Genomic DNA, 24,448 nt, shown 5'->3' with positions numbered 1-24,448 from the left:
GCTCAGGCGGCGGTCGCCTCGAGAACCTCGGCCGGCCGCTTCTCCTGCGCCGACAACGGTTTCGCCAGGCTGAAGTAGGTGCCGATCACGATCGCGCCCTGCAGGAGGGCCAATCCCCAGAAGGCGTAGGGCACCGTCGTCGCGTCCGCCAGCGAGGACAGCGCGACCGTCGCTCCGACGCCGAGCCCGAGGCCCAGGGCCTGGGTGCTGCCGAAGATCCGGCCGACGCGGTCTTCCGGGCTGGCCCGCATCAGCAGCGTGCGGGCCGCGATCCGGCCCTGCGCGAAGCAGAACCCGGCGAACGGGATCGCCGCCATCAGCGCGATGTAGTGCAGTGGCTGGATCGCCAGACAGATCAGGTTGCCGAGGGTGCCGAGCACGGCCAGGTGGATCCCCTTGAACCGCTTGCTGACCTTGCCGTAGGCCGCGGCGCCGATGATGAACCCGGCGCCGGCGAGGGCATCGACCACACCGATCATCCAGGCGCCCTGGTTGAAGGTCTGCAGGATCAGCGTCGTCAGGATGACGTTGGCGACCATCAGGCCGATGTTGCCGTTGGCGTACAGCAGCGCGAGCCGCTTGATCGGCTGGCGCACGGGGGCTTCGACCGGCGTCGACGTGCCGGTGGCCGTGGTCTCCTCGGCCACCGGGGCCTTGGCGGGCTTGCGGCCGATCGCGTAGACCAGCACGGCCGAGAGGACGAAGCTCAGCGAGTTGAACACGAACAACGGCGTGGCGCCGAACCAGATCACCAGGAAGCCCGCCAGCGAAGACGCCAGCAGCATGCCGGAGTTGCTCGCCATCTCGAAGTGCGAGTTGAACTTCCCGAGCCGCTCGTCCCGGATCCGTTCCTTGATGAGTCCGTTGCTCGCGGGCATGAACAACGCCGCGGTGCAGGCGAGCATGAAGTTCGCTAGGTAGGAACCCAGGTTCGCCGGACCACCGATCCACAACCACACCGGCAGCGCGAACGCGGTCATCGCGCTGACGAGGTCCGCCGCCACACACAGCATCCGGCGGTCGACCTTGTCGACCAGTTTGCCGAACAGGACCGCGAGCGCGACCTGCGGGATGGACACCGCGATGAACAGCCAGCCGACCGCGAGCGTGGTCTGTTCGGCGTGGAAGACCAGGATCGCGGCCGCGGTGATCTGGAACGCGTTGCCCGCCGTGGTGATGAATCCCGCCGGGACCAGCAGGCGTTCGGCGAGCCGGGAACTCCGGACCGCGTCGGTGGAGAGGGTGCTGTCGAGTGACATGGGGTGTCAGACCTCGCTCGTCGGGGTGAATTCCAGTGGTGGCACGGTGAAGGCCGTGGTGTGCGTGACGTCGAAGGCGGCCGCGGTGATCCGGAGGTCGAACCCGCCCGCTTCGGCGGCACGTCCGGCGAGGTCGATCAGGATCGGCGACGCACAGCCGATCAGCGCCCGCAGTTCGAGGAAGAGGTCACCGAGCCGCGCGCGGAGCATCTCCTGGTCGAGGTTGCCCTTCAGCGTGCGTTCCGTCGCCGCCCGCAGGCGTTCGACGTGCTGCACCACCAGATCGGCGGCGCGGCTGAGGCTGAAGTCCTCGAGTTCGTAGTTCAACGCGAACCGGGAGACCATCGCCGCCGCGCGTTCCGTGGCTTCGGTCGACACCGGGAGCGAGCCGCTCTCTCCGCCGACCTCGGCGGTGAGTTTGGCCAGTGTCTCGGCGAGCTCGTTCCATGGCGTGACCAGCCGCTCCCCCGCGACCTTCTCCAGTGCCGCGCGGGAGAAGTTGGTCCGCGCGAACTCGGGGGCGGTGAGGTTGAGGTGGAACCGCGCGATGTCGCGGGGTACCTCGGCCGCCAGTTCACGGGCCCAGACCACATGTCCCTTGCTGGTGGAGAACTTCTCGTTCTCCAGTTCGTAGAACTCGTTGACGAGCAGGGTGTCCGGGAGGACGTAGCGGCCCTCCAGGGCGATCAGCTCGGCGACGTGGACGACGCCCCAGGTGAACAAGGGGTCGAACCCCATGAACACCACGACCCGCGCGTCGTTCTCCACGAGCCAGGCGTCGTCGTCGGCGACCTTCGGCTTCCCGTTGCGCCGCAACGCGTATTCGGTGCAGTACATCGAGGCGGGCATCCCCTCGACCCAGGCGTTGAGCCGCTGCCCCGGCGTCTGGAGGAACGGCGCCGGCAGCCCCCATTTCACCGGGTACGTGATCGCGAAGTCGGGCAACGGCCCGGACAGCAGTTCCCGCATCAGCCCGAGCACGTGCGGCCGCCACGCGGGACCGCGTTCCTCGTAGTAGGCGAGCAGCTGCTCGCGGTACTCCGAGACGGGGAAGACCATGATCTCGGTCTCGCGGTAGGTCACCTCGTCGGCCGGGTCGAGCACCGAGTACGGCTCGATGAGCGCGTCGAAGTCGATCGGATGCCCGCAACCCTCGCAGAACCCGCCACGGCTGTCGGCGAGGCAGGTCGGGCAGCCACCGCCGACGAAACCCTCGACCAGGAACTCGCCCTTGCTCTCGCTGTAGGGCAGCCGAACCTTGCGCAGGCGGAGCTTTCCCTTGTCGTACAACCGCTTCACGTAGTCGTAGACGAGCGCCTTGTAACCGTCGTCGGTCGGCGAGAAGCCGTCGACCTCGACACCCATGGCCTTGAACGTGCGCTGGATGTTCTCGGTCGACTGCTTCACCAGTTCGGGCGGCGTCAGCCCGACCCTGGCCGCGCTGGTGACGAGGTAGGTCTGGCTGTCGTCGGTGCAGGAGGCGAACACGGCCTCCCGGCCCGCCGCGCGCAGGTACCGGCGGTGCACGTCGGCACCGAGGTACGGGCCGGCGATATGCCCGATGTGCAGGTCCCCATTGGAAGTCGGGGGGCCGCCGATGATGACCACCGGTCTCGTGTCGGCCATGGTCACGCCTCCTCCCGGTCGGACGCCTGCGCTGCGTGCCGGGCGGCGAACTTCGCCGTCATGTCGGAGTCCCACCAGATCGCGTACATCTCGAAGTCCTCCGCGCCGTCGTTGAGAATGCGATGCTCGGTGCCGGGCTTGTGGAACTCGATGTCGCCGGGCCGGAAGGCGCGGCGCTCTCCCCCGGACTCGACGACCGCCTCGCCGTTGACGGCGATGAAGATCTCGTACTCGTGGTGGGAATGCGCACCCGTCGCGCCGTGCGCCGGCACCGTGACCCAGGCGCCTTCGAACGGCGCGTTCAGTGCCGCCCACGGCAGGAGCCGCTGGCCGTAGGCGCCGTTCTCGAAGACCATCTTTTCCCGCTCGAGCGGACGGATCTCCATGACTCTCTTTTCCTTTCCGGACTCAGCGGGTGGCGACGATGGGGGCGGCGTCCGATGTCGGTTGCGGTGGCACCTCGGGGGTTTCGCCGCGGTGGGCGAGGATGTCCTGCAGGATGTCGTTGGCCCGCGGGGCGAGGACGCTCAGCAGCGAGTCCGCGATCCCGTGCGTCGCTTCGTTGACACCCTGGAGGTAGACGGCCGCGGTGGCGGGCTGCTCGATCTCCAGCCGGTAGTCACGGGTCACCTTGATCTCGGAGAGGCCGATCGACTTCGCGATGTCCTGGACCATCCTCGGCATCTCCGGGGAGAAACCGGTGCCGAGCAGGACGAGATCGGTGCGCAGTTCCTGGGTCTCGCCGGTACGCCGGTCGGTGAGTTCCAGCACGATCTCGTCGCCCTCGTCGCGGGCGTCGGTGATGTCGCTCATGGTGATCATCCGCAGCCGGGAACGGCCGGAGAGGCGGTCCAGGTAGATCGAGCGGTACAACGCGTCCATCGTGCCCGGCGCCAGCCCGGAGTAGTTCGTGTGGTGCATCTCCTTGAGCATCTGCTCGCGCGCCTCCGGCCGCGCCTCGAAGAACTTGTCCACATGGGACGGGAAGAACAGCTCGTTGTTGAACTTGCTGCTCTCGTAGTAGTTCAGGCCGATCGAACGCATCACCATGGTCGGCTTGCACTCGGGCAGGTCCTTCTGCACCGCGCCGAACAGTTCCGCCGCGCTCTGCCCGGCGCCGATCACCGCGACGCGGTACGGGAGGTCCTTGCGCAGCTTGGCGATCCTCGGCAGGTACTGCGTGCTGTGGATGACGCGGTCCTGGTTCACCGTCCGGAGCCGGTCGGGAATCCGCGCGTCGCGGCCCGCGCCGACCACCAGGTACCGGCTGCGGATGGTCTCGCCGTCGGCGACGTGCGTGTCCCAGCCGGTGAGCGTGCCGTCCGTCCACACCGGAGTGATTTCGAGACATTCGCGGCCACGCTGCAGGTCCACCAGCGAAAGCGAGTCGGCCGTCCACTTGAGATAGTCGGCGAGCTCCACCCGGTAGGGGACGAAACTGCCCATGTTCACGAACTCGTTGAGCCGGTTCGTGGCGTGCAGGTAGTTCAGGAACGAGAAGCGACTGCGCGGGTTGCGCAGGGTCACCAGGTCCTTGAGGAACGAGACCTGCGACAGCGCCTCCGGCAGGAGCATACCCCGCTGCCACGAGACCTCTTCGTCGCGTTCGAGCAGGACCGATTCGCGGGCCAGGCCGGGCGCGAGCTCTTCCAGTGCCACTGCGAGTGCCAGGTTGGACGGTCCTGCTCCGACTGCGAGCAGCTCGACATCACGGTTCGCCATTGTTTGCTCCGCCATCGTTGAGAGTGCTGGGAAGGTGTTCTGCGGTGCCCGTGCGCGGTCAGCCACCGGCGGCCACCGAGGGCAGCAGGGGGTGCGCGGTCAGCCGGACCTGGGCCATGGCCTTGTCCAGCACCGCCTCACAGTCGTCGGGATCGGCGCCCGCGCAGATCACGTACGCGTGCCGCGAGATGAACTCCGCCGGCGGCAGCCGCATGCGCGCGCCCGGCTCGACGAGCACGTCCGCGGCGAGGATTCCGTTGTTCCGCAGGGAACCCGGTACGGACACGGACTCGACGACACAGTCCTGTTTCGGGTAGCCGAACCGCACGCCGACCCATCGGGGTTCGGCCTCGTGCGGGATGTGGGGACGCATGCCGAGCGCGACGTCGACCGCGGCCGCGCCCGGGTCGACCCCGGTCGCGAACCGGGCGAGCAGCGGGATCAGGTCGCCGCCGAGCCTGCCGTTGATCTCCACGATCACCGGTCCGCGTTCGGTGAGCTTGAGCTCGGTGTGGGTGATGCCGTACCGGAAGTCGATCGCGCTGTGCGCACGGGCCAGTGTCGAGCGCAGTGCCGGGTCGGCGAGGAGTTCGTCCGCGGAGCTGACCAGGTGGCCGAGCTCCTCGAAGTACGGCTGCATGCCGACCGTCTTGTGCGCCACGAACATCGGCGTGTACTCACCGTCCACGACGGCGCCGTCCACACTGATCTCCGGACCGCTCAGGTACTCCTCGACCAGCGCCCCGCCCTTGTAGGCGGGAGAGCCGCCGAAGCTGGCGTCCTCCGCGGTCCGGAACGCCTTCCGCACCGCCTCCGCGTCTTCCGCGAGGCTGACGCCGATACTGGCCCCGCCCCCGCGCGGCTTGACGACGACCGGGTACCCGATCCGCTCCGCCACGCGGACCGCCTGGTCGTCGTCGTGCACGAACCCGAAATCGGGCTGCGCGACGCCGGCCGCGGTGAGCGTCCGTCGGCTGAACCACTTGTCGCGGCAGCCTTCGATCGCGGAGATCCCGGCACCCGGTACCCCGAGTTCGTCCGCGACATGCGCCGCCGCCACGATCAACGCCTCGTCCCAGGACACGACGCCGAGCACCGGCGTGGTGGCGTTGAGCGCGCGGGCCGCGGCCAGCACGGCGTCCTGGTCCTGCGTGTCCAGCACCGTCGCGCCGGTGATGTAGCGCTCCTGCCAGGTCGGTTCGGTCCCGTTGAACAGCCACAAGGGATGCCGGTGCCCGGCCGACGCCAACAGGTACTCCCGGTACGGCCGCATCCCGCAGCCGATCACCAGGACAACACCCTCCGCTGAGCTCATTCCCTCTCCCCACCAGCCCGTCGCTTCGTCGCGGGCTACTACATCCCGGGGGCGGGTTGACCGGAACCCTTGATTCGGGAAGAACAATCAACGGGATGCGTGGTGGGGACGCGGGTGATACGAGGATTGCCCAGTGGCTCCCGGGCAGCTGTCAGAGGGCCGCTTCGTAAGCGGCGGCAAGGCGCTCCAGCACGCCAGGGCCGTCCTTCTCCGGTGCCGGCCCGCCGAGGTGGACGACCCGCAGTTCCGCCATGAACTCGGCCCACAGGTCCGGCCCGCCCGCGGCGAGCAGTTCGGCCCGCACCCTCAGCCGTTCGGTCGTCGGACGATGCCGGAGCCCCCAGGAACCGAGGTGCGCGAACACGGGCACCAGCTGGATCGACGCCTCGGTCAGGCTGTACGCGGCCTTCTTGCCGGGCCCGGCGTCCTCACGGGTGAGCAGCCCGGCGTTGACCAGCCGCTTCAACCGGTCGGCCAGGATGTTGGACGCGATCCCCTCTTCGGATCCGGCGAGCAGTTCCCGGAAATAGCGCCGGGTGCCGAACATGATGTCCCGCAGCACGAGCAGGCTCCAGCTGTCGCCGAACGCCTCGACCGCGGCGTTGATCGGACAGCCGGAACGGGCGGGTTCCGCCATCCCCTCACCTCCGGAAGAAGTGATTGCAAACTACCATCACCCAATTTATCGTGAATCAACCGATTGCAGAACGCAAGCACCAGGAGGCCGCGATGCTCGAACCACAGACCGCGGACGGAAAAGTGCTGTGGCACTTCACGATGTCCCTCGACGGCTTCGTCGCGGGCCCGGGCCACAGCATGGACTGGATGACCGGCACCACCTTCCGGCCGGACCTGATCGACGAGTACGCCACGACCACGGGCGCCGTCCTCGGCGGTCGCGACGGCTGGGACGCCTACCCCGACCCGGGCGGCATCTACGGTGGCGCCTGGAAAGGGCCGGTGTTCGTCCTCACCCACCACCCCGAGGACGCCACGCCCACGGACGGGGTCACGTTCCTGAACTGCGACGCGGGCGAAGCGGTCCGGATCGGCCTGGAGGCGGCGAACGGGAAGAACCTCGAGGTGTTCTCGCCGGACATCGGCCGTCAACTGCTCGCCTTGGGGTTGATCGACGAGATCGACCTGCACATCGCGCCGGTCCTGCTCGGTGACGGCATCCGGCTGTACGACAACCCCGGCGGGGCGCCGATCCAGCTGCGCGGGCTCGGCCGGGAAGATCCACGCGGAGCGATCGACGTCCGGTTCAGGCCCGTCTAGTTCCGCTTCCCGTACGACCGCTCACACTTCGGCACGGGCCGGGCAGGGCCGGGAGTCTCTAGGACTGAATGACGTTCACCATCCACGAGATGCCGAACTTGTCGGTACAGGCACCGAATTCGTCACCCCACATCTGCTTTTCGAAGGGGACCGAAACGGTGCCTTCGGCGGAGAGTTTCTCCCAGTATCCGCGCAATTCCTCGCCGTCGTCACCGCTGAGGCTGACCGACACGTTCGTGCCCGGCTTGTGCTCCATTCCCGGCGGCGTGTCCGACGCCATGATCGTGTAGCCGCTCGGGGAATCGAGCTGACTGTGCATGATCTGGTTCTCCACCGGCGACCCCGCCATACCGGACTCACCGAACGTATTCAGCGTCAGTTCTCCGCCGAACACCGACTTGTAGAACTCCATGGCCTGCCGGGCGTCGCCGGCGAAGCTGATGTAAGGATTGAGACGGGAAGCCACTGGAACGCTCCTTTTGGTCGGGTTTCAAGCATCCTGGCAGACGCTTCCTGGCGCGACAACGGCCGGGTGAATTCCTTCGCGCAACGAAAATTCAACCCCGTTCGCCGAATGCGGTGAGCGATTCACCGAACGCGCCAGGCCAAAGGCCCGTTCGGACCGGAGACCGCGCCGGCTGATGCGGCGCGGCCTGTGCACCGGCTCGTGAGTGGTAAAGACGGTTATTGAGGGGTAAGGCAAGGTGTCGTGTCGAGTGGCGTGTCCGTGAACGGCATCTGCGGCCCCAGGCACACCAGCAGTCACAGCGGTGCCGCGTGAAGGTCTTGCGAGTACATGATGGCCCCCTTCCTTGCGCCTAGCGCGAGGAAGGGGGCCATCATGTACTTCGCCAGGGTGTGAAGGCCGAGTTTCCTCGGCTGAGCCGACGGGCTTGCCATCGTGCGAACGCCGACGACCCCGGTCTGCCGCTGCTGGTGTTCCCGGCGTTGATCGGCGTCCCGTGCGGGGCCTGCTCGTGGTCGTGATGAGGCACTCAGCCGGCGACCAGCGCGAACTTCAGGTGGAAGTTGTCCAGCGTCGCGGGCAACGGCCGCTCCGGCCCGAGGACGGCACCGGAGACCAGTTCGAAGCGGCGATCCTTGATCAAGTGCGCCAGCATCGTGCTCGCGCAGAACAGCACCAGGTCCCGGCCGGGGCAGATGGCCGGCCCGGCACTGAACGGGACGAGTGCCGGATTGGCCGCCGCGCTGCCGTCCAGCCAGATCCCGGGTTCGAACCGGTCGGCGTAGGGCAGGGATTCGGGGTCGCGGTGGAAGAACGGGGTGAAGATCAGGACCGTGGTCCCCGCGGGTCCCCAGGCGGTGTCGGCCGTGCTCTCGCGCAGCAGCGCGGGAGTGGTCGGCCACAGCCGGACCGATTCGAGGGCGCAGGCGCGCAGGTACGCGAACTGGTCCGGCGCGGCCAGGTCGGCGGCCGCGACCTCCTCGTCGGCGCGCTCCCGCGCGGCGGGGTGGGTGGCCAGCAGCGCGAGCGCGCGGAAGGTGACGATCCCGGCGGCGTCGAACGCGAAGAGCCAGTGGGCGACCTGATCGGCGACGACCTCCATCGTCCGCTCGCCCGACGGGCCCGCCGACGCGATGGCTTCGGCGAGGCTCCCCCGCTCCGCCCGTTCCAGATGGCCGATGAGCCGGGTTCGGAACTGGTCGTGGAGCCTGTCGCGCCGGGGATGCGCGTACGCCCAGTTCGCGTCCTTCCGCAGGCGGGCGAGCGCATCGGTGAGGCCGTGGTCGTCCGCCGCGGACTCGCCAAGAGTGACCCTGCGGACCATCCGCCACCAGGCCACGTTGAAGGTGTCCCAGTCCAGCGTGCCGCCGTCCCAGAGCGATGCCGCTTCCTCGCCGATCACCGCCGCGAAGGGAGCCGCGAGGTCGTGTAGCGGCCTGCCCGGTTCAAGGACCTCCTCGTTGAACCGGCGGCGTGGTGAACGCTCCACCGCGTCGGAGATGAGCACGCCGTGCGGCTGGAAATGTCCCAGCGCCGCCCTCTTCTCCTTGCTCGACGGGCTGAACGGGACCGGCGCCGCGGCGAGCACCTCGCCGACGTCTTCCCCGCACAGAACCAGGTCGATCGTGCGGCCGGGCACCCGCAGGCGCAGCGGCCCCGGACCGTACTGGGACCGAAGCCGGCACAACAGCCGCACGGCGGGGCGGTCCAGCTGGAGTTTCTGGGCCACCGCCAGCCCCAGCGGACGCCGCTTGATCACCCCTCCGGCGAGCGTGGGAAGCACGACCCGCAGCGCTACACGCACGGTGTCCTGAACGGAAGCGGTGGCTGGTTCGGTCGTAGTCGCCATACCGGAGGGCTACCCGGCGCGGCGGGCACGTAACCGGTTTGTCGCACCGCCAGGCGGGGAATCCGGTGGTCATGGCGACGAAGGCACCCGGGGCGGACCCGCCCGAGACCGCGGATCTGGAGCGTCTCCGTTCGGCGGCGTCCGGCTGCCGTGGATGCGACCTCTACCGCGATGCCACCCAGACCGTCTTCGGTGAGGGCCCCCGCGCGGCGGAGATCATGGTGGTCGGTGAACAACCAGGTGACCAGGAGGACCGGCAGGGTGCCCCGTTCGTCGGGCCCGCCGGGCGGCTGCTCGACCGGGCTCTCGACGAAGCGGGCTTCGATCGCCGGAAGATCTACGTCACCAACGCGGTGAAGCACTTCAAGTTCAAGCGTGACGAACGCGGCAAACGGCGTATCCACAAGACGCCGTCGAAGACCGAGATCGCCGCCTGCCGTCCGTGGCTGCACGCCGAACTGGCGGCGGTCCACCCGGAACTGCTGATCTTCCTCGGCGCGACGGCGGCGAAGTCGCTGCTCGGCGACGATTTCCGCATCACCCGTAGCCGCGGCGAGCGGATCGACCTCGCCGAGTTCGCCGCCACCGCGGTCGCCACGGTGCACCCGTCCGCGGTGCTGCGCGCGCCGGATCGCGACGAGGCCTATCGGGCCTTCGTCGCGGATCTCGTGGCGGCGCGCGGCGACCGCTGAATCAAGCCACTTCGGAGCTACGGCCGCCGCGGTGCAGGCCTAGCATGTCCAGCAGGGTCGCGCAGTCTTCGGCGCTCGTCGCCCGTGAAGCCACGGCGAGGGCCGCCTTACGACGGATTTCCTCCTGCTCCGGCGTGTCCTGCCCTTCCGGCAGCAGGTCGGGCACCGGATGAAGTCCGAGTTCGTTGTGCATCGGTTCCCCCTTGGGTGAAGAACGACGTGTCGCTTTGGTACCCGCGCTCGCGGGTTTGAACACAGGTGTTCCTGTTCGGGTGCGCAGAGACACAGGCGTCTTACTCCGTCCGTGTGAATCAGCTCCGCAGCGCCGGGAGCAGCGTGTCTTCGGCGAAGCGAAGGAAGCCCTCCTGCTGATCGCCACCGATCTGGATCAAGGCGAGATCCGTGAACCCGGCCGCCTCGAATTCGCCCACCTGCTTCACGATCTGATCGACGTCGGGGCCGCACGGGATGGCCGCGGCGACGTCCTCCGGTTTGACGAACTGGGTGGCTCCGGCGAACCCCGCGGGCCCCGGCAGTTCGGCGTTGACCTTCCAGCCGCCGCCGAACCAGCGGAACTGCTCGTGTGCCCGCTGGACAGCGGCGTCGCGATCCTCGCCCCAGGACACCGGCAACTGGGCGATCTTCCTGGCGGGCGGGCCGAGTTTGGTGGCGTCCCACTCCCGGCTCAGCGCCTCGTCCGGCTCCACCGCGATCATCGCGTCGGCGATCGGCGCGAACCGGGTGACCGACTGCGACCCGGACACCGCGACCGCGATCGGGACACGGTGCTCCGGCAGGTCCCAGAGTTTCGCCGAGTCCACCCGGAAGTGGTCGCCCTTGTAGTTGAAGTAACCGCCGTCGAACAGCCCTCCGATGATCTGGACCGCTTCGGCGAGCATTTCGTGCCGGACGTTCGCCGGCGGCCAGCCGCGTCCGACGACGTGTTCGTTGAGGTTCTCCCCCGCGCCGAGCCCGAGGGTGAACCGGCCGTCCGACAGCGCCTGAACGGTCGCCGCCTTCTGTGCCACCACCGCCGGGTGATAGCGCATCGTCGGACATGTCACGAAGGTCATCAGTTCAACCCGTTCGGTGCTCTGGGTGACCGCTCCCAGCACGCTCCACGCGTACGGCGAATGCCCCTGCTCGTCCAGCCAGGGCGAATAGTGGTCGCTCATCACCTCGAAGTCGAATCCCGCCTTCTCGGCCCCCGCGGCGTATCCCACCAGGTCCTTCGGTCCGGCCTGTTCGGTCATGAGTGTGTAGCCGATGCGCATAGAAGCCTCCTTCCGTCCGACCTCCGCGTACCCGCCCGTCTCCGGGATCAACCAGACGTTTATCCGGTGAACCGAACGGGGTACCTGACCCGGGGAAGAAAGGAGCCGCGATGCCGCAGCAGGCTTGGAGTGACAAACGAGAACGTCAGTACGAGCACATCAAGGATTCGGCGAAGGACCGGGGCGCGAGCACCGGCCGCGCCAAGGAGATCGCCGCACGCACCGTCAACAAGAACCGCGCGCAGGCGGGCGAATCCCGCGAGGCGAGCCGCACTTCCCTCCAGGACATGTCACCGCAGCGGCGGGGTGGCAAGCGGTCCGGGAACCGACTGGGCCCGAACGGCCCGACCAAGGACCAGCTCTACAACGAAGCGAAGCAGCGCAACGTCAAGGGCAGGTCGAAGATGTCCAAAAAGGAGCTTCAGCGCGCCCTCGGCCGTTGATCACGCGTCCCGCGGCGGATTCCCGCCGCGTTTCCCCCACGGCCACGGACGGATGGGTTTCGTAATGGATGCACACGGGCGGGGCGGCCTGACCCCGCAAACCCGATTCCAGTCGGACGGTCTGTCCGACCGGGTCGAGCTTCGTCTTCCCGCCGAGGCGGAGCAGATCCCTCTCGTCCGCACGCTCGCCCACGGCGTGGTGGCCCGTGCGGACTTCGGCTTGGACGCCATTTCAGACGCGAAGATGGCCGTTGACGAAGCCTGTTCCCAACTTGTCCAGCCAGCAGAACTGGGAGCCGTTCTTTGTTGTGTCTTTCACGAGATACCGGAAGGAATCGCCGTCTCGATCTCGACGCGGACGAGCAGGCCCTATCTGCCGAGCGAGACGACGTTCGGCTGGCACGTCTTGACGACGTTGACCCACTCGGTGAAGGCACGGTGCGAACCGATTCCCGGCGAAACAGGGGGCACGACGACGATCGACCTCGTCCTGGCCCCGGGAACGAGCGACGGGTGAGTGACGAGCGCAAAACACTCACCCGGCAGGCGGACGACTACGCCCATTGCGAACCCCTGTTCGAGGAGATGTCCTCCCTGCCGGAGGACTCCCGGCGCCGCCGGGACCTGCGCGCCCGGCTCGTCACCGAACTCCTGCCGCTCGCCGAGCACATCGCCACCCGGTTCTCCGGCCGGGGCGAGCCCCGCGAAGATCTGGTGCAGGTGGCACGGATCGGCTTGATCAACGCGGTCGACCGGTTCGACCCCGGCCGTGGGCACGACTTCCTCTCGTTCGCCGTACCCACGATCATGGGCGAGGTGCGGCGGCACTTCCGGGACACCGGCTGGTCCGTCCGGGTACCGAGGCGGCTCAAGGAACTCCACGTCTCGCTGAGCCAGGGCACGGCCGCGCTGTCCCAGCGACTGGGCCGCGCGCCGACCCCGACCGAACTCGCCGAACACCTCGGGCTCGAGGTCAACGACGTGCGCGAAGGGCTGCTCGCCGGCCAGGCGTACCAGACGTTGTCGGTCGACAAACCGGTCCACGACAACGCCACCGAGGCCCTCTCTCTCGCCGACACGATCGGCGAGGAGGACCACGAGATGACCTTGGTGGAGAACCACGAGGCGCTGCAACCGCTGCTGCGGGAACTTCCGAAGCGGGAACGCGCGATCCTGGTGATGCGGTTCTTCGGCGGCTACACCCAGACGCAGATCGCGGAACGGATCGGCATCTCGCAGATGCACGTTTCGCGGCTCCTGTCGCAGACTCTGGACCAGCTGCGCGGGAAGCTCTCGGAGTAGCCTCGTGAGTGGTGAGGACGGTTATCGAGGGGTAGGGCAAATGTAGCGAGGTGGGGTTGGCGGCGCGAGTGGCTGGCTTCGCGTGGGGGTCGTGAGTGGTAAAGAGCGTTCTAACCCTCTTTACCACTCACGAGCACCCGCGACCGTCTGTCCTCCACCTACCAGTACTTGAAGGCTCCCTTCACTGCGTCGGACGCAATGAAGGGAGCCTTCAAATATCAATGGTCACACGGGTTTCAGCGGATCATGTCCCATCGACATCAGCTTGTGCCGCCAATGCGCCTCGCCCGCGACCGGTTCGAGGTCGTCACGCCGCTGGTCCTCGACCCGCCGCACGACCGAGCGCATCACCCGCTCGTCCTCGGCGGTGAGGTCGGTCCTGCGCTTGCCGAGGATGCCCAGCACATGCCGCCCGGTCGGCGTACCCGCCTGGTCCGGCAATGCTTCGTCCTCGTCGTCGGCCGACCGCGTGCGCAGCCAGTCGGCCAGTTCCCGCGACGTCATGTTGACGACGCGATGGAACTCGTCCCACAGTTCGTCATCGATCTCGTGCACGGCGAACCCTCCTGCCAGCACTCGACTTCCTAAGGCGTCGTGTACGGCGCCTGCTGCTCGATGGACGGGCTCGCGGCCGGGTAACGGCCTTCCTGTCCGGGCACCGGCGTCACGGTCGTGCCCTGTTGCTCGGGCTCGACACGCTGCCTGGGCCGGTTGATGACCGCTTCGGCCTCCTGCTCACCACGAATCCGTGAAAGCACGCTGAGCGTGATCGCGTGGGCGATGGCCAGAACCAGCAGCAGAACACCCAGCCTGCCCACCACACCAGGAAGGTCGCTGCCCCCGATGTCGACGGTCGACAGCAGCGCCAAGACGCCCAGCGTCGCGAGATGGAACAGCACCGTGACGAGCCACGTCATGGACGCGCCCGCGGCCGGATCGCCGTGGGAACCTCGCAGGTAGCGCTTCCCGCTCTGGTAGATGATCAGACCGTCGAGCATGACCAGTGCCACCCCGATGACGAGGAAGGCCACGTATGCGTTGGTAGTCATGCCGGAACGCTCCCTTCGTAATGGACCTCACCCCAGGAAATACCCAGGACCTCCCCCAGGAAAACGCCGTCTTCCAGGGGGAGGTCCGGAGTGCCGGTCAGCTGCCGGGGCGGTCCACGTCACCGCGCCACGCGCCGGATTCGTGACCGCGGCTCTCGATGAACTCCTTGAACCGCTTCATGTCGCCCTTGACCCGGCGGTCGAGCACGCCGAGTTTGTCGGCGACGTTCTCGGCGAAGCCTTCCGGGTCGATGTCCATCTGCGCGGTGACACGGGTCTTGTTGTCATCCAAGCGGTGGAAGGTGATGACACCGGCGTGGTCGGGGCCGGAGTCCGACGTCCACGCCACACGTTCGTCGGGATGTTGTTCGGTGATGGTCGCGTCGAATTCCCGGCTCACCCCACCGAATTTGGTCACCCAGTGGGTGTGGGTCGCGTCGATCTGACGGATCTCCTCGACACCTTCCATGAATTGCGGGAAGCTCTCGAACTGAGTCCACTGGTTGTACGCGGTTTGCACCGGGACTTCGACGTCCACCATTTCGGTGATCGTGCTCATGCATCCTCCTGTCGGTTGGGTGCTTTTCGAGCCGGCACTCCACGGCTACCCGGCGCTCAGCGGGGCGAAACACGCTGTGATTGACCGGCCGGGTCGCCGGGTACCCGGCGGGCAGAACGCTCCGAGGAGGTGCCCCATGATCAAAGAGACCCACCGGAAGCCGCCCGAGGAAAAGTCGGTCGGCGAACTGGTTTCCGATCTCAGCGACGAGGTGAAACACCTGGTCCGCGACGAGATGCGGCTGGCCGTGTTCGAGTTGCAGAACAAAGGAAAGAAAATGGGCCTCGGCGCCGGGTTGTTCGGCGCCGCGGGCATTATGGCGCTGTTCGGCCTGGCGACCTTGATCGCCGCGGCCGTACTGGCACTCGCTCTGGTGATGCCCGCGTGGCTGGCTGCCGTGGTGACGGGTGCGGCCCTGCTGCTGATCGGCGGCCTTTCGGCCATCGTCGGCAAGAAGGAGGTCTCGAGCGCGAGCCCGCCGGTGCCGGAGGAGGCCATCGAAGGTGTCCGCGAGGATGTCGACACCGTCAAGCAAGGAGTGCGCTCATGACCGATTTCCCCAAGAACGCCGAAGAAGCCCGCGCCGATCGTGACGTGACTCGCGAGGAACTCACCGAGACCTTGGACGCGCTGGGCAAGAAGATGGACGTCAAGGCGAGGATCAACGACAACCTCGACGCCAAGGTCGATCAGGCCGGCGCCAAGATCTCCGAGAAGGTTTCCGAGCCCGCGGCGGAGAAGTTCCGTCAGGGCACCGAGGTCGTCCGTGCGAACCCCGTGCCGATCTTCGCCGGTGTCCTCGCGCTGCTCGTGACGATCCGGCTCATCATGCGAAAGAGGTCTTCGTCGTGAACAAGGTTCTCTACAAACCGCTGAACATGGTCGTGAGCGCCGCGGGCGGTGTGCTCGCCGGGATCGCGTTCAAGCAGATCTGGAAACGCGTGAGCGGCGAAGAAGACGCGCCGAACGCCACGGACCGGGACTTCACCTGGACCCAGGTGATCGTCGCGGCCGCCGCGCAGGGCGCGATCTTCGGGGCGGTGAAAGCGGCCACCGAACGGGCGGGCGCGGTCGGCTACCGCAAGGCTACCGGCGACTGGCCCACGGAGGACTGACGATGCGCGTCGTGATCATCGGAGGCGGGTTCGCGGGATACAACGCGGCCAAGGCCCTGCTCAAATCGGCCGGGAGCGACACCGAGATCGTCGTGCTGAACCCGACCGACTACTTCCTTTATCTCCCCTTGCTGCCCGAAGTCGCCGCGGGAATCCTCGAGCCACGGCGGATTTCGGTGTCCATCCCCGGCACTCTGCGCGGGGTGCGCCTGGTGCTCGGCACCGCGACGTCGGTCGACTTCGATGGCCGAAGCGTGCGCTACACCGACCCGGAGGACCGCGAGCACAGCATCGGCTACGACCGCCTCGTGCTCGCCGTCGGCAGCGTGAACAAGCTCCTGCCGATCCCCGGCGTGTCCGAGTACGCGCACGGTTTCCGAGGTCTGCCGGAGGCCCTCTACCTTCGGGACCACGTCACCCGGCAGATAGAACTCGCCGCCTCCGAGGAGGATCCGGCCGAACGCGACGCGCGCTGCACGTTCGTCGTGGTCGGCGCCGGTTACACCGGCACGGAGGTCGCCGCGCAGGGCCCGGCGTTCACCGCCGCGCTCGCCTCCCGGCATCCCGAGCTGAAGGGCCAGAAGATCCGGTGGCTGCTGCTGGACGTGGCCGATCGTGTCCTGCCGGAACTCGACCGGCGGCTCGGGGCCACCGCGGACGAGGTCCTGCGGGAACGGGGCGTCGAGGTGCTGATGAAGACGTCGATCGACAACGCCGGCGAAAAGGGGGTCACGCTGACCTCCGGTGAATCCGTGCCGACCCGCACCCTGGTGTGGTGCGTCGGGGTCCGGCCGGACCCACTGATCGAGGACCTGGGCATGAAGACGGCCAAGGGAAGGCTCGTCGTGACAGCGCAACTGAACGTTCCCGGACGGCGCGACGTCTACGCGTGCGGGGACGCGGCGGCGGTCCCGGACCTGACCAGGCCCGGCGAATACACGCCGATGACGGCGCAGCACGCCGAACGGCAGGGCAAACTCGCCGGGCTGAACGTGGCGGCGTCCCTCGGACACGGTTCGCACAGTACCTACCGGCATCATGATCTCGGCTTCGTCGTCGACCTCGGCGCCCACCAGGCCGCGGCGAACCCCTTGCACATCCCGCTTTCCGGGTTCGCCGCCAAGGCGGTCACCCGCGGATACCATTTGCTGGCCATGCCGGGCAACCGGCTGCGCACCGCCACCGACTGGGCGCTCGAAGCGGTGACGAAGCGCCATACCGTCCAATTAGGACTAGTTCGGGCCGCGTCGGTGCCACTGGACACCGATTCGCCGGAACTGCCCCGCACGAACTGCTGAGGAGGGATGTCCATGACCGCCGAATCCGATCCCGTCCGCGCCGAAGGCCCCTCGGTCGTCACCGATGGCGGTGACGAAGGGGCGAAGCTGCTGGTCCTCGACCCCGCGGGCGAGGGCAAGCATGGTGAGCTCCCGGCCACATGGCGGCCACTCGCGGCCCGGCGTCAGGTCATCTGGTGCAGGCTGCCGGTCGACGGCGCCCTCAGTCAGGCCGAAGACCTACTCGGTGACGCTGAACCCGGCGGCCCGCCGGTCGACGTCGTGGCCGCCGGCGACTCGGCCGCGCACGCGCTGCGGCTGGCCGAACGCCATCCCGGCGCCGCGTCCCATGTCCTGCTGATCGACCCGGTGCCGGACGAGTCCTCCGAACTGGCCGACCGCGTACGCTCCGCCGGGACCGCGGTGGACGTACTCCCCCACAGCACCGGCGCACCGTACAACCGGGTCCCTCCGCCGCTCCCGCTCGGGCATCCGGACGTCGTCGCCGGGATCACCAAGATCCTCGAGGACGTTTAGCCGCCAGGCGGGGGCGGTATCCGGCGCCCATGAGCGAAACCGTTGCGGACCATGTTCTGACCAGGCTGCGCGAATGGGAAGTGGAGCAGGTCTTCGCCTATCCCGGGGACGGGATCAACGGGCTGGTGACCGCGTTCGGCGCGGCGGGGAACAAGCCTCGTTTCGTGCAGACGCGTCACGAGGAGATGGCGGCGTTCGCGGCCGTCGGTTACGCGAAACTGAGCGGACGGCCGGGTGTCTGCATGGCGACGTCGGGCCCGGGGGCGATCCATCTGCTCAACGGCCTCTACGACGCCAAACTCGACCACGTGCCGGTGGTGGCGATCGTCGGGCAGACGGCACGCAGCGCGATGGGCGGCAGTTACCAGCAGGAGGTGGACCTGCAGGCGCTGTTCAAGGACGTCGCGAGCGAGTATCTCGTCGAGGTGAACGTGCCCGAACAACTGCCGAACGCGCTCGACCGTGCCCTCCGCACGGCCATCGCCCAGCGCGCCCCCACGGCACTGATCATCCCGGCGGATCTGCAGGAGGAGCCCTACCAGCCGCCGCGGCACGAATTCAAGCACGTGCCGTCGTCCCCTCCTGATCACCCGCGGGCCAGCGTCATCCCGCCCGCGGAGGAGGTCGCCCGCGCGGCCGAGGTGCTGAACGCGGGTGAGAAGGTCGCGATCCTGGTCGGGCAGGGCGCGCGCAACGCCGTCACCGAGTTGCGCGAGGTCGCCGAGCTGACCGGTGCCGGCGTGGCGAAAGCGTTGCTGGGCAAGGATGTCCTGCCCGACGACCTGTCGTACGTCACCGGCTCCATCGGCCTGCTCGGCACGCGGCCGACGTACGAGATGATGCGGGACTGCGACACGCTCCTGATCGTCGGCTCGAACATGCCTTACGCGCAGTTCCTGCCGGAGTTCGGCCAGGCGCGTGCCGTCCAGATCGACATCGATCCCCGGTTCCTCGGGCTGCGATATCCGACCGAGGTCAATCTGCTCGGCGACGCGAAGGGCACCTTGCAACAGCTGATCCCGTTGCTGGAAGGAAAAACGGGACGCGGCTGGCGGGAGCGGATCGAGAAGAACGTCGGCGAGTGGCAGGAGACGGTGACCCGCCAGGCGATGCTGGACGCGGAACCGGTCAACCCGATGCGGATCGTGCACGAACTGTCGGAACGGATCCCCGAGGACGCCATCGTCACCGCCGACTCCGGTTCGGCGACCAACTGGTACGCCAGGAATCTCCGGATGCGCGGCCGGATGCGGGGCACGCTCTCCGGCACGCTGGCGACGATGGGCTCCGGCGTCCCTTACGCGATCGGCGCGAAGTTCGCCCATCCCGACCGGCCGGTGATCGCGCTGGTCGGAGACGGCGCGATGCAGATGAACGGGATGGCGGAACTGCTGACCATCGCCCGGTACCGCGAACTGTGGGCGGACCGGCGGTGCGTCATCTGCGTGTTCCACAACGGTGATCTGAACCAGGTCACCTGGGAACTGCGCGCCATGGGCGGCGCGCCGAAGTTCGAACCGTCGCAGACCCTGCCGGAAGTGTCTTATGCGGACTTCGCCCTCGAGATCGGCCTCGGCGGGATCGCCGTCGACGATCCCGCCCGGCTCGGTGAGGCGTGGGACGTCGCGCTGTCGGCCGACGTGCCGACCGTGCTCGACGTCCGCTGCGATCCCGAGGTGCCCCCGATTCCGCCGCACGCCACCTTCGAACAGGTGAAGGCCATGACCGAAGCCGTCCTCAAGGGCGAGCCCGACGCCTGGCACCTGGTGACGCAGGGGATCAAGACGAAGATGCAGGAACTGCTGCCCTCACGTCGCTGAAGCTCAGGCGCTCGCACCGCCATCGAGGACGATGTCGTGTCCCACGACGTACGCGGACTCGTCGGAGGCCAGCCAGAGGACCGCCGCGGCGATCTCCTCGACCGCGCCGATCCGGCCGAGCGGGATGACCGCGCCGAGCCGCTCGGCACGGTCGGCCTCGGTCTCGCCGGGCCGGAACGACATGCCGGTGTCGGTGGCGCCGGGGCTGACCGCGTTGATCCGGATCCCCTCGGCGATGTGATCACGGGCGGCGGTCCGGGTCAGCACGTCCACGGCGGCCTTCGAAGCGGCGTAGGCGGCCATTCCCGGCAGGCGGCTGTGCGAGCCGAGGTTGGACGACATGTTGACGATGACTCCCCCGCCGCCCTGCCGCATCTGGGCGATCTCGTGCTTCATCGACAGCCAGGTGCCCGTGAGATTCGTCCGCACGACGGCGTCGAAGCCGTCTTCGTCGAGATCCGCTGTCGGCGCGGGACTGCCGAGCACACCGGCGTTGTTGAACGCGATGTCGAGTTTGCCGTGCCGCCGTACGGTCTCGGCGACGAGACGCTCGACTTCGGGACCGGCACTCACGTCGGCGGTCACCGCGTCGGCCGTTCCGCCGTCGGCCTCGATCTCCTTCACCGTCTGACGTAGTTTCTCGCCGTCACGCCCGGACACGACGACCTGAGCGCCTTCGCGCGCGAAAGCCGCCGCCGTGGCGCGGCCTATCCCGGAACCTCCCCCGGTGACCAGGACGACCTTGCCGCTGAATCGCTTCCCCGCAGTAGACACAGTAGCCAACTTTCTAGTCCGATCGTTCCATTATCAGTGTCTGCGAGCGGCTTCGAGAACCGCGACGGCCTGCCTCGCCGTCGCCTTGACCCGCGCCGCGGGATCGGGCCCCTTGCCCAGCACCCGCATCCCTTGCAGGACGGCGAGCAGGAAGCCGGCCAGCTCTTCCGGGTCGGCGGCCTCGTCGAGTTCGCCCTGCGCCTTCGCCCGGCTCAACGCCATCCGCACAGCCAGCTCGAGCGCGTCCCAGCTGCGCTCGACCACCCGCGCGACCTCGGGATCCCTCGGCATCATCTCCATGGCGGCGTTGACCACGAAACAGCCTTTATGTCCCGATTCGCCGAGTATTTCGGCGAGATAGCGGTCGATGAGCCGCCGCACCCCTTCGAGCGCGGGTCCCGGCCCGGTGAAGTCTTCGACGAACCGCTCGTTACCCCGGGCGACGTAGCGATTCAACGCCGTCAGGTACAGCTCGTGCTTGGTACCGAACGTCGCGTAGAGACTCGCCTTGCCGATGCCGAGCTCGGCGACCAGGTCACTGACCGAGGTGGCCTCATACCCCTGCCGCCAGAACAGCTCCAGCGCGGCTTCACAGGCCGCGTCGACGTCGAATTCCTTCACCCTGGACACGAGAGAAACTCAACCACATCTGGACCGATCGGTCAAGAAAGCAACCCCGCCGCAAGTAGTCACCTACTTGCGAGCAGGAAGAACGCTCAGGAAGCGGAGTCGTAAGCCGATCGGGCCTCTTCCACCTTCGGCAGATTCGCCGTCGACCAGTCCGCGAGGGTGGCGAACAGCGGCGCCAGGCTCCGGCCCAGGTCGCTGATCTCGTACTCGACCCGGGGCGGTACCTCGGCGTGATAGGTCCGGATGAGCAGACCGTCGCGTTCCAGTTGCCGCAGCCGTTGCGTCAGCACCTTCGGCGTGATCGAGCCGATGCGCCGCTCGAGTTCGACGAACCGCTGCCTGCCGAATTCGTTGAGCACCCAAAGGATCGGTGTGGTCCAGCGGCTGAAGACGAGGTCGACCACCGGGGCGATCGGGCAGGCCTGTTCAGGGGTCGTCGAGGCGTCGGCGCGCATGAAGCCAAGGTACGCGGGTTGCCGAGTTGTCATGATCCGGACACCCCATGACCCCACCTGTGCGCGTAACGTTCTGTCATGGACTTGACCACCGAAAGGCTCGTCGTCCGTGATTGGTCCGAGGACGACGCCGAAGCCGCGTTGGCGATCTACGGCATCGCCGATGTGACCCGCTGGCTCACCCCGGCGATGGACCGGGTGACCGACGCCGCGGCCATGCGTTCGGTTCTTCAGGCCTGGCAACAGGCGCAGTCGGATCTCGTGCCGCCGCGCGGAAGATGGGCGGTGCAGCGCAAGGAGGACGGCGTGGTCATCGGCGGACTGGGCATCCATCTGCTGCCACCGTACAAAGAGGACCTGGAGATCAGCTGGCAGCTCCATCCGGACGCGTGGGGCGAGGGGTACGCCTCCGAAGCCGCCCGCGCGCTGATCGGCTGGGCGTTCACCCAGGACACGGACGAGCTCTTCGCCGTCGCGCGGCCGAACAACGTGCGCGCCATCGCGACAGCGAAACGACTCGGGATGATGTGGGTCGGGGAAACCGACAAGTACTACGGGCTTCGCCTGCAGGTGTACCGGATCCGGCACACGGACATCGTCTAGGTGTACTGCCCTAGGCGCTGTCCACGCGGGACACTTCGCCCGAGACGGCGTGCCCCGCGCCGCGACCGTCCGCAGTGGCGACGATCCGGCCTTGTTCGACCCGTATCGCGGCCTCGGTCTCGTCGCTGACCGCGAGCACCCCGGCGGCCGCCGCCAGCGTCCCGGTCACGTCGCACACCACGCGCACTCCCGGCCAGGATGTTTCCGGGAAGGCCTGCCGCAGACCGCCGCACAGTTCCGCGACGGTCAGCCGGGTCAGCGGCACCAGCTCGTCGGGCTCACTGGTCACGACGACGACGGTGACATCGCGGCCGGATGCCCGGACGGCCTCTTCCGCGGCGGCCAGCCGATGGGTTCCCAGTACGACGACCACGCCGTCGGCGGGCACGAAAGGTTCGGAGCGCACGAGGTCGACGGTCCCGGGCGGTGACCACGGCCGGTCGGCGGCCTGCGCCGCGGGCGCGATCACCGGCGGCGCCCACCAGTCGTTGAAGGCCAGCCCCGCCAGCCGTTCGCAGGCGCTCACGACGTCGAAGGGTTCGACAAGCCCCGGCGCGGCGGCCGCCAGCTGGCCGGCGCCGTGCAGTGTGGTCAGCACGGTCTCCGCGAGCCGGACACGACGCGGGATCGGCGCTCCCGCCGGACGCTCCGGCGGGTCGAGCCGCTCCAGCGCGAGCCCGAGCAGCAGTCCGTTGAGCTTCACCAGCTGAGCGAACGGGCGCCGGATCCGCTCGTCCGCGAGCACTTCCGGCATCAGGTCGCGCGCGAGGCCCGCCTGGTCGTCGTCCAGCGGAAGCGCCGCCACTCTCGACCTGGCCAGCGCGCCCAGCGCACCTTGGAGCGTCTCACCGGGCACGGCGTGCGGCGCTCCGGCGGACCGTTCCGCCAGCTCGGCCAGGACGGCGAAGTACAGCGCGCGTTTCCCCGGGAAGTTCGAGTAGACCGCGCCGCGGGTGAGCTCCGCCCGTTCGGCGATGACGTCGATCTTGGCGTCCCGGAAGCCCTGTTCCGCGAACTCGTCGCGCGCGGCGGCCAGCACCTTCGCGCGATTGCGCTCCTGCGTCTCCGCCCTGCTCAGCCGGACCATCGGCCTCCCGTCAGCCAGCACGATTGCTCTCGGACACGGAACAAGATACCTTGACCATTCAGATGACGAGAACATCTGATTTGAACATCCGAACTGGAGAGCTGCCTTGTCCGACGTTCCCGAGATCCTCCTGACCGACCCCGAGGTCCTGCGCGACCCGTTCACCGCCTACGGCCCGGTCCGCGAGCGCTCCCCGATCGCCAAGCTCGCCGCGCCGGGGTTTTCGATGTGGGCGATCCTGCGCCACGAAGAGGCACGGAAAATGCTGAGCGACCCGCGTTTCGCCCTGAGCGAGAACAGCTATCAGCGGATGGACATCCCCGACCACTGCCGCCCGTACATGCGGACGATGCAGGAGGTCGAGGGCCCGGAACACCTCCGGCTCCGACGGCTCGTCGCCCCCGCGTTCACCCCGCGCAAAGCCGCCGCGCTCCGCCCGGGGATCGAGCGGCTCGTGGACGACCTCCTCGACGACCTCGCCGGAGAAGACCGGATCGACCTGGTCACCGCGTTCGCGCGCCCGCTGCCGGTGGACGTGATCTGCGCACTGGTCGGCATCCCCGAAGCCGACCGCCCGCGGTGGCGCGAATACGGCGGCCTGGTCTCGGCCGGCGACGGGCCAGGGCTCGCGAAGGCGGTCCCGGGGATCGTCGAGGGCGCGCTCGCCGCCATCGCGGACCGGAAACTCCACGCGGGCGAGGACGTCGTCTCGCAACTGCTCCAGATCCAGGCCGAAGACGACGACAGGCTCAGCGAAACCGAACTGGTCGCCCTCGTCTGGCAACTCGTACTGGGCGGTCAGGTGCCCGGCAACCTCATCGCCAACGCCGTCGAAATCCTGCTCTCCCACCCCGGACAGCTGGCCGAGCTTCGCGAGAACCCGGCACTCATGCCCGGAGCGGTCGAGGAAGTGATGCGATGGCAGAGCCCGCAGTTGCTGACGCTCCCCCGGTTCGCCACCACGGACGTCCGGATCGGCGACGTCCTCATCCCCGAAGGAGAACCTGTTACCGTCGCGATCGCCGCGGCGAACCGGGACCCGAGGGCATTCGGAGACCCGGACGTCTTCGACATCCGGCGCGCGGCGGGGCCGGCGTGGCATCTGGCCTTCGCTCACGGGCCGCATTTCTGCCTCGGTGCTTCGCTGGCCAGGGTTCAGGTCGAGGTCGCGCTCACCGCGCTACTGCGGAGGTTCCCCGATCTCGCGCTCGCCGACGGCCTGTTGCGGATCCCGGACCCGGGCACCTGGCGGCTGAACGCACTGCCGGTCACCCTGCACGCCACGGTTGCAAACTGAAACACGTTCTAATAGCGTG

The 24,448-nt window shown here is 68.1% G+C and carries 30 protein-coding genes; 13 read left to right on the top strand and 17 right to left on the bottom strand.

Features of this window, described 5'->3' with window-relative positions; all coding sequences use genetic code 11:
- Positions 1 to 2: 2 nt before the first annotated feature.
- From H074_RS11815 to H074_RS11790, 6 genes are all read right to left on the bottom strand, one after another.
- The gene (locus tag H074_RS11815) at positions 3 to 1,259 is read right to left on the bottom strand and encodes an MFS transporter (protein ID WP_007030265.1); all 1,257 of its coding nucleotides are present in this window, start codon (positions 1,257 to 1,259) and stop codon (positions 3 to 5) included.
- 6 nt (positions 1,260 to 1,265) lie between these two features.
- Positions 1,266 to 2,885: a class I tRNA ligase family protein gene (locus H074_RS11810; protein ID WP_007030264.1), complete on the bottom strand. Its 1,620-nt coding sequence runs from the start codon at positions 2,883 to 2,885 to the stop codon at positions 1,266 to 1,268.
- 2 nt (positions 2,886 to 2,887) lie between these two features.
- Positions 2,888 to 3,271: a cupin domain-containing protein gene (locus H074_RS11805; protein ID WP_007030263.1), complete on the bottom strand. Its 384-nt coding sequence runs from the start codon at positions 3,269 to 3,271 to the stop codon at positions 2,888 to 2,890.
- A 22-nt stretch (positions 3,272 to 3,293) separates the two neighbouring features.
- Positions 3,294 to 4,607: a lysine N(6)-hydroxylase/L-ornithine N(5)-oxygenase family protein gene (locus H074_RS11800; protein WP_007030262.1), complete on the bottom strand. Its 1,314-nt coding sequence runs from the start codon at positions 4,605 to 4,607 to the stop codon at positions 3,294 to 3,296.
- A gap of 58 nt (positions 4,608 to 4,665) precedes the next feature.
- Positions 4,666 to 5,922 carry an ATP-grasp domain-containing protein gene (locus tag H074_RS11795; RefSeq protein WP_039922221.1) on the bottom strand — a complete coding sequence of 419 codons (1,257 nt, stop codon included), beginning with the start codon at positions 5,920 to 5,922 and terminating at the stop codon, positions 4,666 to 4,668.
- A gap of 151 nt (positions 5,923 to 6,073) precedes the next feature.
- Entirely contained in the window at positions 6,074 to 6,559 is a 486-nt protein-coding gene (locus tag H074_RS11790; protein WP_007030260.1) for a winged helix-turn-helix transcriptional regulator, read from the bottom strand.
- 92 nt (positions 6,560 to 6,651) lie between these two features.
- Between H074_RS11790 and H074_RS11785 the strand changes: the two genes are divergently transcribed.
- On the top strand, positions 6,652 to 7,200 hold the full coding sequence (locus tag H074_RS11785) for a dihydrofolate reductase family protein (protein ID WP_007030259.1): 549 nt from the start codon (positions 6,652 to 6,654) through the stop codon (positions 7,198 to 7,200).
- Between the two features lie 58 nt (positions 7,201 to 7,258).
- Here H074_RS11785 and H074_RS11780 read toward each other — a convergent pair whose 3' ends face one another.
- Together H074_RS11780 and H074_RS11775 are read right to left on the bottom strand one after the other, a co-directional pair.
- Entirely contained in the window at positions 7,259 to 7,666 is a 408-nt protein-coding gene (locus tag H074_RS11780; RefSeq protein WP_007030258.1) for a VOC family protein, read from the bottom strand.
- A gap of 529 nt (positions 7,667 to 8,195) precedes the next feature.
- Positions 8,196 to 9,515, bottom strand: a complete 1,320-nt coding sequence (locus H074_RS11775) for a cytochrome P450 (protein WP_007030257.1) — start codon at positions 9,513 to 9,515, stop codon at positions 8,196 to 8,198.
- 71 nt (positions 9,516 to 9,586) lie between these two features.
- Between H074_RS11775 and H074_RS11770 the strand changes: the two genes are divergently transcribed.
- Entirely contained in the window at positions 9,587 to 10,207 is a 621-nt protein-coding gene (locus H074_RS11770; protein ID WP_007030256.1) for a UdgX family uracil-DNA binding protein, read from the top strand.
- 1 nt (position 10,208) lies between these two features.
- On the opposite strand, the gene H074_RS11765 is transcribed toward H074_RS11770, so the two are convergent.
- Both H074_RS11765 and H074_RS11760 read right to left on the bottom strand, forming a co-directional pair.
- A complete protein-coding gene (locus H074_RS11765; RefSeq protein ID WP_007030255.1) occupies positions 10,209 to 10,400 on the bottom strand; it encodes a hypothetical protein in 192 nt (63 codons plus the stop codon).
- A gap of 118 nt (positions 10,401 to 10,518) precedes the next feature.
- Positions 10,519 to 11,481 carry a TIGR03557 family F420-dependent LLM class oxidoreductase gene (locus tag H074_RS11760; RefSeq protein ID WP_007030254.1) on the bottom strand — a complete coding sequence of 321 codons (963 nt, stop codon included), beginning with the start codon at positions 11,479 to 11,481 and terminating at the stop codon, positions 10,519 to 10,521.
- A 110-nt stretch (positions 11,482 to 11,591) separates the two neighbouring features.
- Here H074_RS11760 and H074_RS11755 point away from each other — a divergent pair, with 110 nt between their 5' ends.
- The 3 genes from H074_RS11755 (at position 11,592) to H074_RS11745 (ending at position 13,226) form a co-directional block, all read left to right on the top strand.
- Entirely contained in the window at positions 11,592 to 11,924 is a 333-nt protein-coding gene (locus H074_RS11755) for a hypothetical protein (protein WP_007030253.1), read from the top strand.
- 64 nt (positions 11,925 to 11,988) lie between these two features.
- A complete protein-coding gene (locus tag H074_RS11750; protein WP_007030252.1) occupies positions 11,989 to 12,441 on the top strand; it encodes an ATP-binding protein in 453 nt (150 codons plus the stop codon).
- Positions 12,438 to 13,226, top strand: a complete 789-nt coding sequence (locus tag H074_RS11745) for a SigB/SigF/SigG family RNA polymerase sigma factor (RefSeq protein ID WP_007030251.1) — start codon at positions 12,438 to 12,440, stop codon at positions 13,224 to 13,226. The genes H074_RS11750 and H074_RS11745 overlap by 4 nt, the downstream gene beginning before the upstream one ends.
- 225 nt (positions 13,227 to 13,451) lie before the next feature.
- Here H074_RS11745 and H074_RS11740 read toward each other — a convergent pair whose 3' ends face one another.
- The 3 genes from H074_RS11740 to H074_RS11730 all read right to left on the bottom strand — a co-directional run bounded on the left by H074_RS11740 (position 13,452) and on the right by H074_RS11730 (position 14,834).
- Positions 13,452 to 13,781: a DUF3140 domain-containing protein gene (locus tag H074_RS11740; RefSeq protein ID WP_007030250.1), complete on the bottom strand. Its 330-nt coding sequence runs from the start codon at positions 13,779 to 13,781 to the stop codon at positions 13,452 to 13,454.
- A gap of 29 nt (positions 13,782 to 13,810) precedes the next feature.
- The gene (locus H074_RS11735; protein WP_007030249.1) at positions 13,811 to 14,275 is read right to left on the bottom strand and encodes a hypothetical protein; all 465 of its coding nucleotides are present in this window, start codon (positions 14,273 to 14,275) and stop codon (positions 13,811 to 13,813) included.
- A 97-nt stretch (positions 14,276 to 14,372) separates the two neighbouring features.
- A complete protein-coding gene (locus H074_RS11730) occupies positions 14,373 to 14,834 on the bottom strand; it encodes an SRPBCC family protein (RefSeq protein ID WP_007030248.1) in 462 nt (153 codons plus the stop codon).
- A gap of 136 nt (positions 14,835 to 14,970) precedes the next feature.
- Here H074_RS11730 and H074_RS11725 point away from each other — a divergent pair, with 136 nt between their 5' ends.
- From H074_RS11725 to H074_RS11700, 6 genes are read left to right on the top strand one after another with little or no spacing between them, the layout of a single operon-like run.
- Entirely contained in the window at positions 14,971 to 15,384 is a 414-nt protein-coding gene (locus H074_RS11725; protein WP_007030247.1) for a phage holin family protein, read from the top strand.
- Positions 15,381 to 15,686 carry a DUF3618 domain-containing protein gene (locus H074_RS11720; RefSeq protein WP_007030246.1) on the top strand — a complete coding sequence of 102 codons (306 nt, stop codon included), beginning with the start codon at positions 15,381 to 15,383 and terminating at the stop codon, positions 15,684 to 15,686. The genes H074_RS11725 and H074_RS11720 overlap by 4 nt, the downstream gene beginning before the upstream one ends.
- Positions 15,683 to 15,949 carry a DUF4235 domain-containing protein gene (locus H074_RS11715; RefSeq protein WP_007030245.1) on the top strand — a complete coding sequence of 89 codons (267 nt, stop codon included), beginning with the start codon at positions 15,683 to 15,685 and terminating at the stop codon, positions 15,947 to 15,949. Before H074_RS11720 ends, H074_RS11715 begins: the two co-directional genes overlap by 4 nt.
- 2 nt (positions 15,950 to 15,951) lie before the next feature.
- Positions 15,952 to 17,247: an NAD(P)/FAD-dependent oxidoreductase gene (locus tag H074_RS11710; protein ID WP_007030244.1), complete on the top strand. Its 1,296-nt coding sequence runs from the start codon at positions 15,952 to 15,954 to the stop codon at positions 17,245 to 17,247.
- Positions 17,248 to 17,259: 12 nt separating this feature from the next.
- On the top strand, positions 17,260 to 17,763 hold the full coding sequence (locus H074_RS11705; RefSeq protein WP_007030243.1) for a hypothetical protein: 504 nt from the start codon (positions 17,260 to 17,262) through the stop codon (positions 17,761 to 17,763).
- 29 nt (positions 17,764 to 17,792) lie between these two features.
- Positions 17,793 to 19,583, top strand: coding sequence for a thiamine pyrophosphate-requiring protein (locus tag H074_RS11700; protein ID WP_007030242.1), 1,791 nt, complete (start codon positions 17,793 to 17,795; stop codon positions 19,581 to 19,583).
- A gap of 3 nt (positions 19,584 to 19,586) precedes the next feature.
- Here H074_RS11700 and H074_RS11695 read toward each other — a convergent pair whose 3' ends face one another.
- The 3 genes from H074_RS11695 to H074_RS11685 form a co-directional block, all read right to left on the bottom strand.
- Entirely contained in the window at positions 19,587 to 20,357 is a 771-nt protein-coding gene (locus tag H074_RS11695) for an SDR family NAD(P)-dependent oxidoreductase (protein ID WP_007030241.1), read from the bottom strand.
- Between the two features lie 33 nt (positions 20,358 to 20,390).
- On the bottom strand, positions 20,391 to 20,987 hold the full coding sequence (locus H074_RS11690) for a TetR/AcrR family transcriptional regulator (RefSeq protein WP_007030240.1): 597 nt from the start codon (positions 20,985 to 20,987) through the stop codon (positions 20,391 to 20,393).
- A gap of 86 nt (positions 20,988 to 21,073) precedes the next feature.
- A complete protein-coding gene (locus tag H074_RS11685; protein ID WP_007030239.1) occupies positions 21,074 to 21,442 on the bottom strand; it encodes a winged helix-turn-helix transcriptional regulator in 369 nt (122 codons plus the stop codon).
- A 78-nt stretch (positions 21,443 to 21,520) separates the two neighbouring features.
- On the opposite strand from H074_RS11685, the gene H074_RS11680 reads away from it, so the two are divergent.
- Positions 21,521 to 22,045, top strand: coding sequence for a GNAT family N-acetyltransferase (locus H074_RS11680; protein ID WP_007030238.1), 525 nt, complete (start codon positions 21,521 to 21,523; stop codon positions 22,043 to 22,045).
- Between the two features lie 10 nt (positions 22,046 to 22,055).
- On the opposite strand, the gene H074_RS11675 is transcribed toward H074_RS11680, so the two are convergent.
- Complete coding sequence (locus tag H074_RS11675) at positions 22,056 to 23,132, bottom strand: TetR/AcrR family transcriptional regulator (RefSeq protein WP_007030237.1); 1,077 nt, start codon at positions 23,130 to 23,132, stop codon at positions 22,056 to 22,058.
- Positions 23,133 to 23,238: 106 nt separating this feature from the next.
- Between H074_RS11675 and H074_RS11670 the strand changes: the two genes are divergently transcribed.
- A complete protein-coding gene (locus tag H074_RS11670; RefSeq protein ID WP_007030236.1) occupies positions 23,239 to 24,429 on the top strand; it encodes a cytochrome P450 in 1,191 nt (396 codons plus the stop codon).
- Positions 24,430 to 24,448: the final 19 nt, after the last annotated feature.

This window comes from Amycolatopsis decaplanina DSM 44594, assembly GCF_000342005.1.
GTDB classification, from domain to species: Bacteria; Actinomycetota; Actinomycetes; order Mycobacteriales; family Pseudonocardiaceae; genus Amycolatopsis; species Amycolatopsis decaplanina.
The sequence above is the reverse complement of the archived record's forward strand: the minus strand, read 5'-3'. Positions and strand labels throughout refer to the sequence as shown.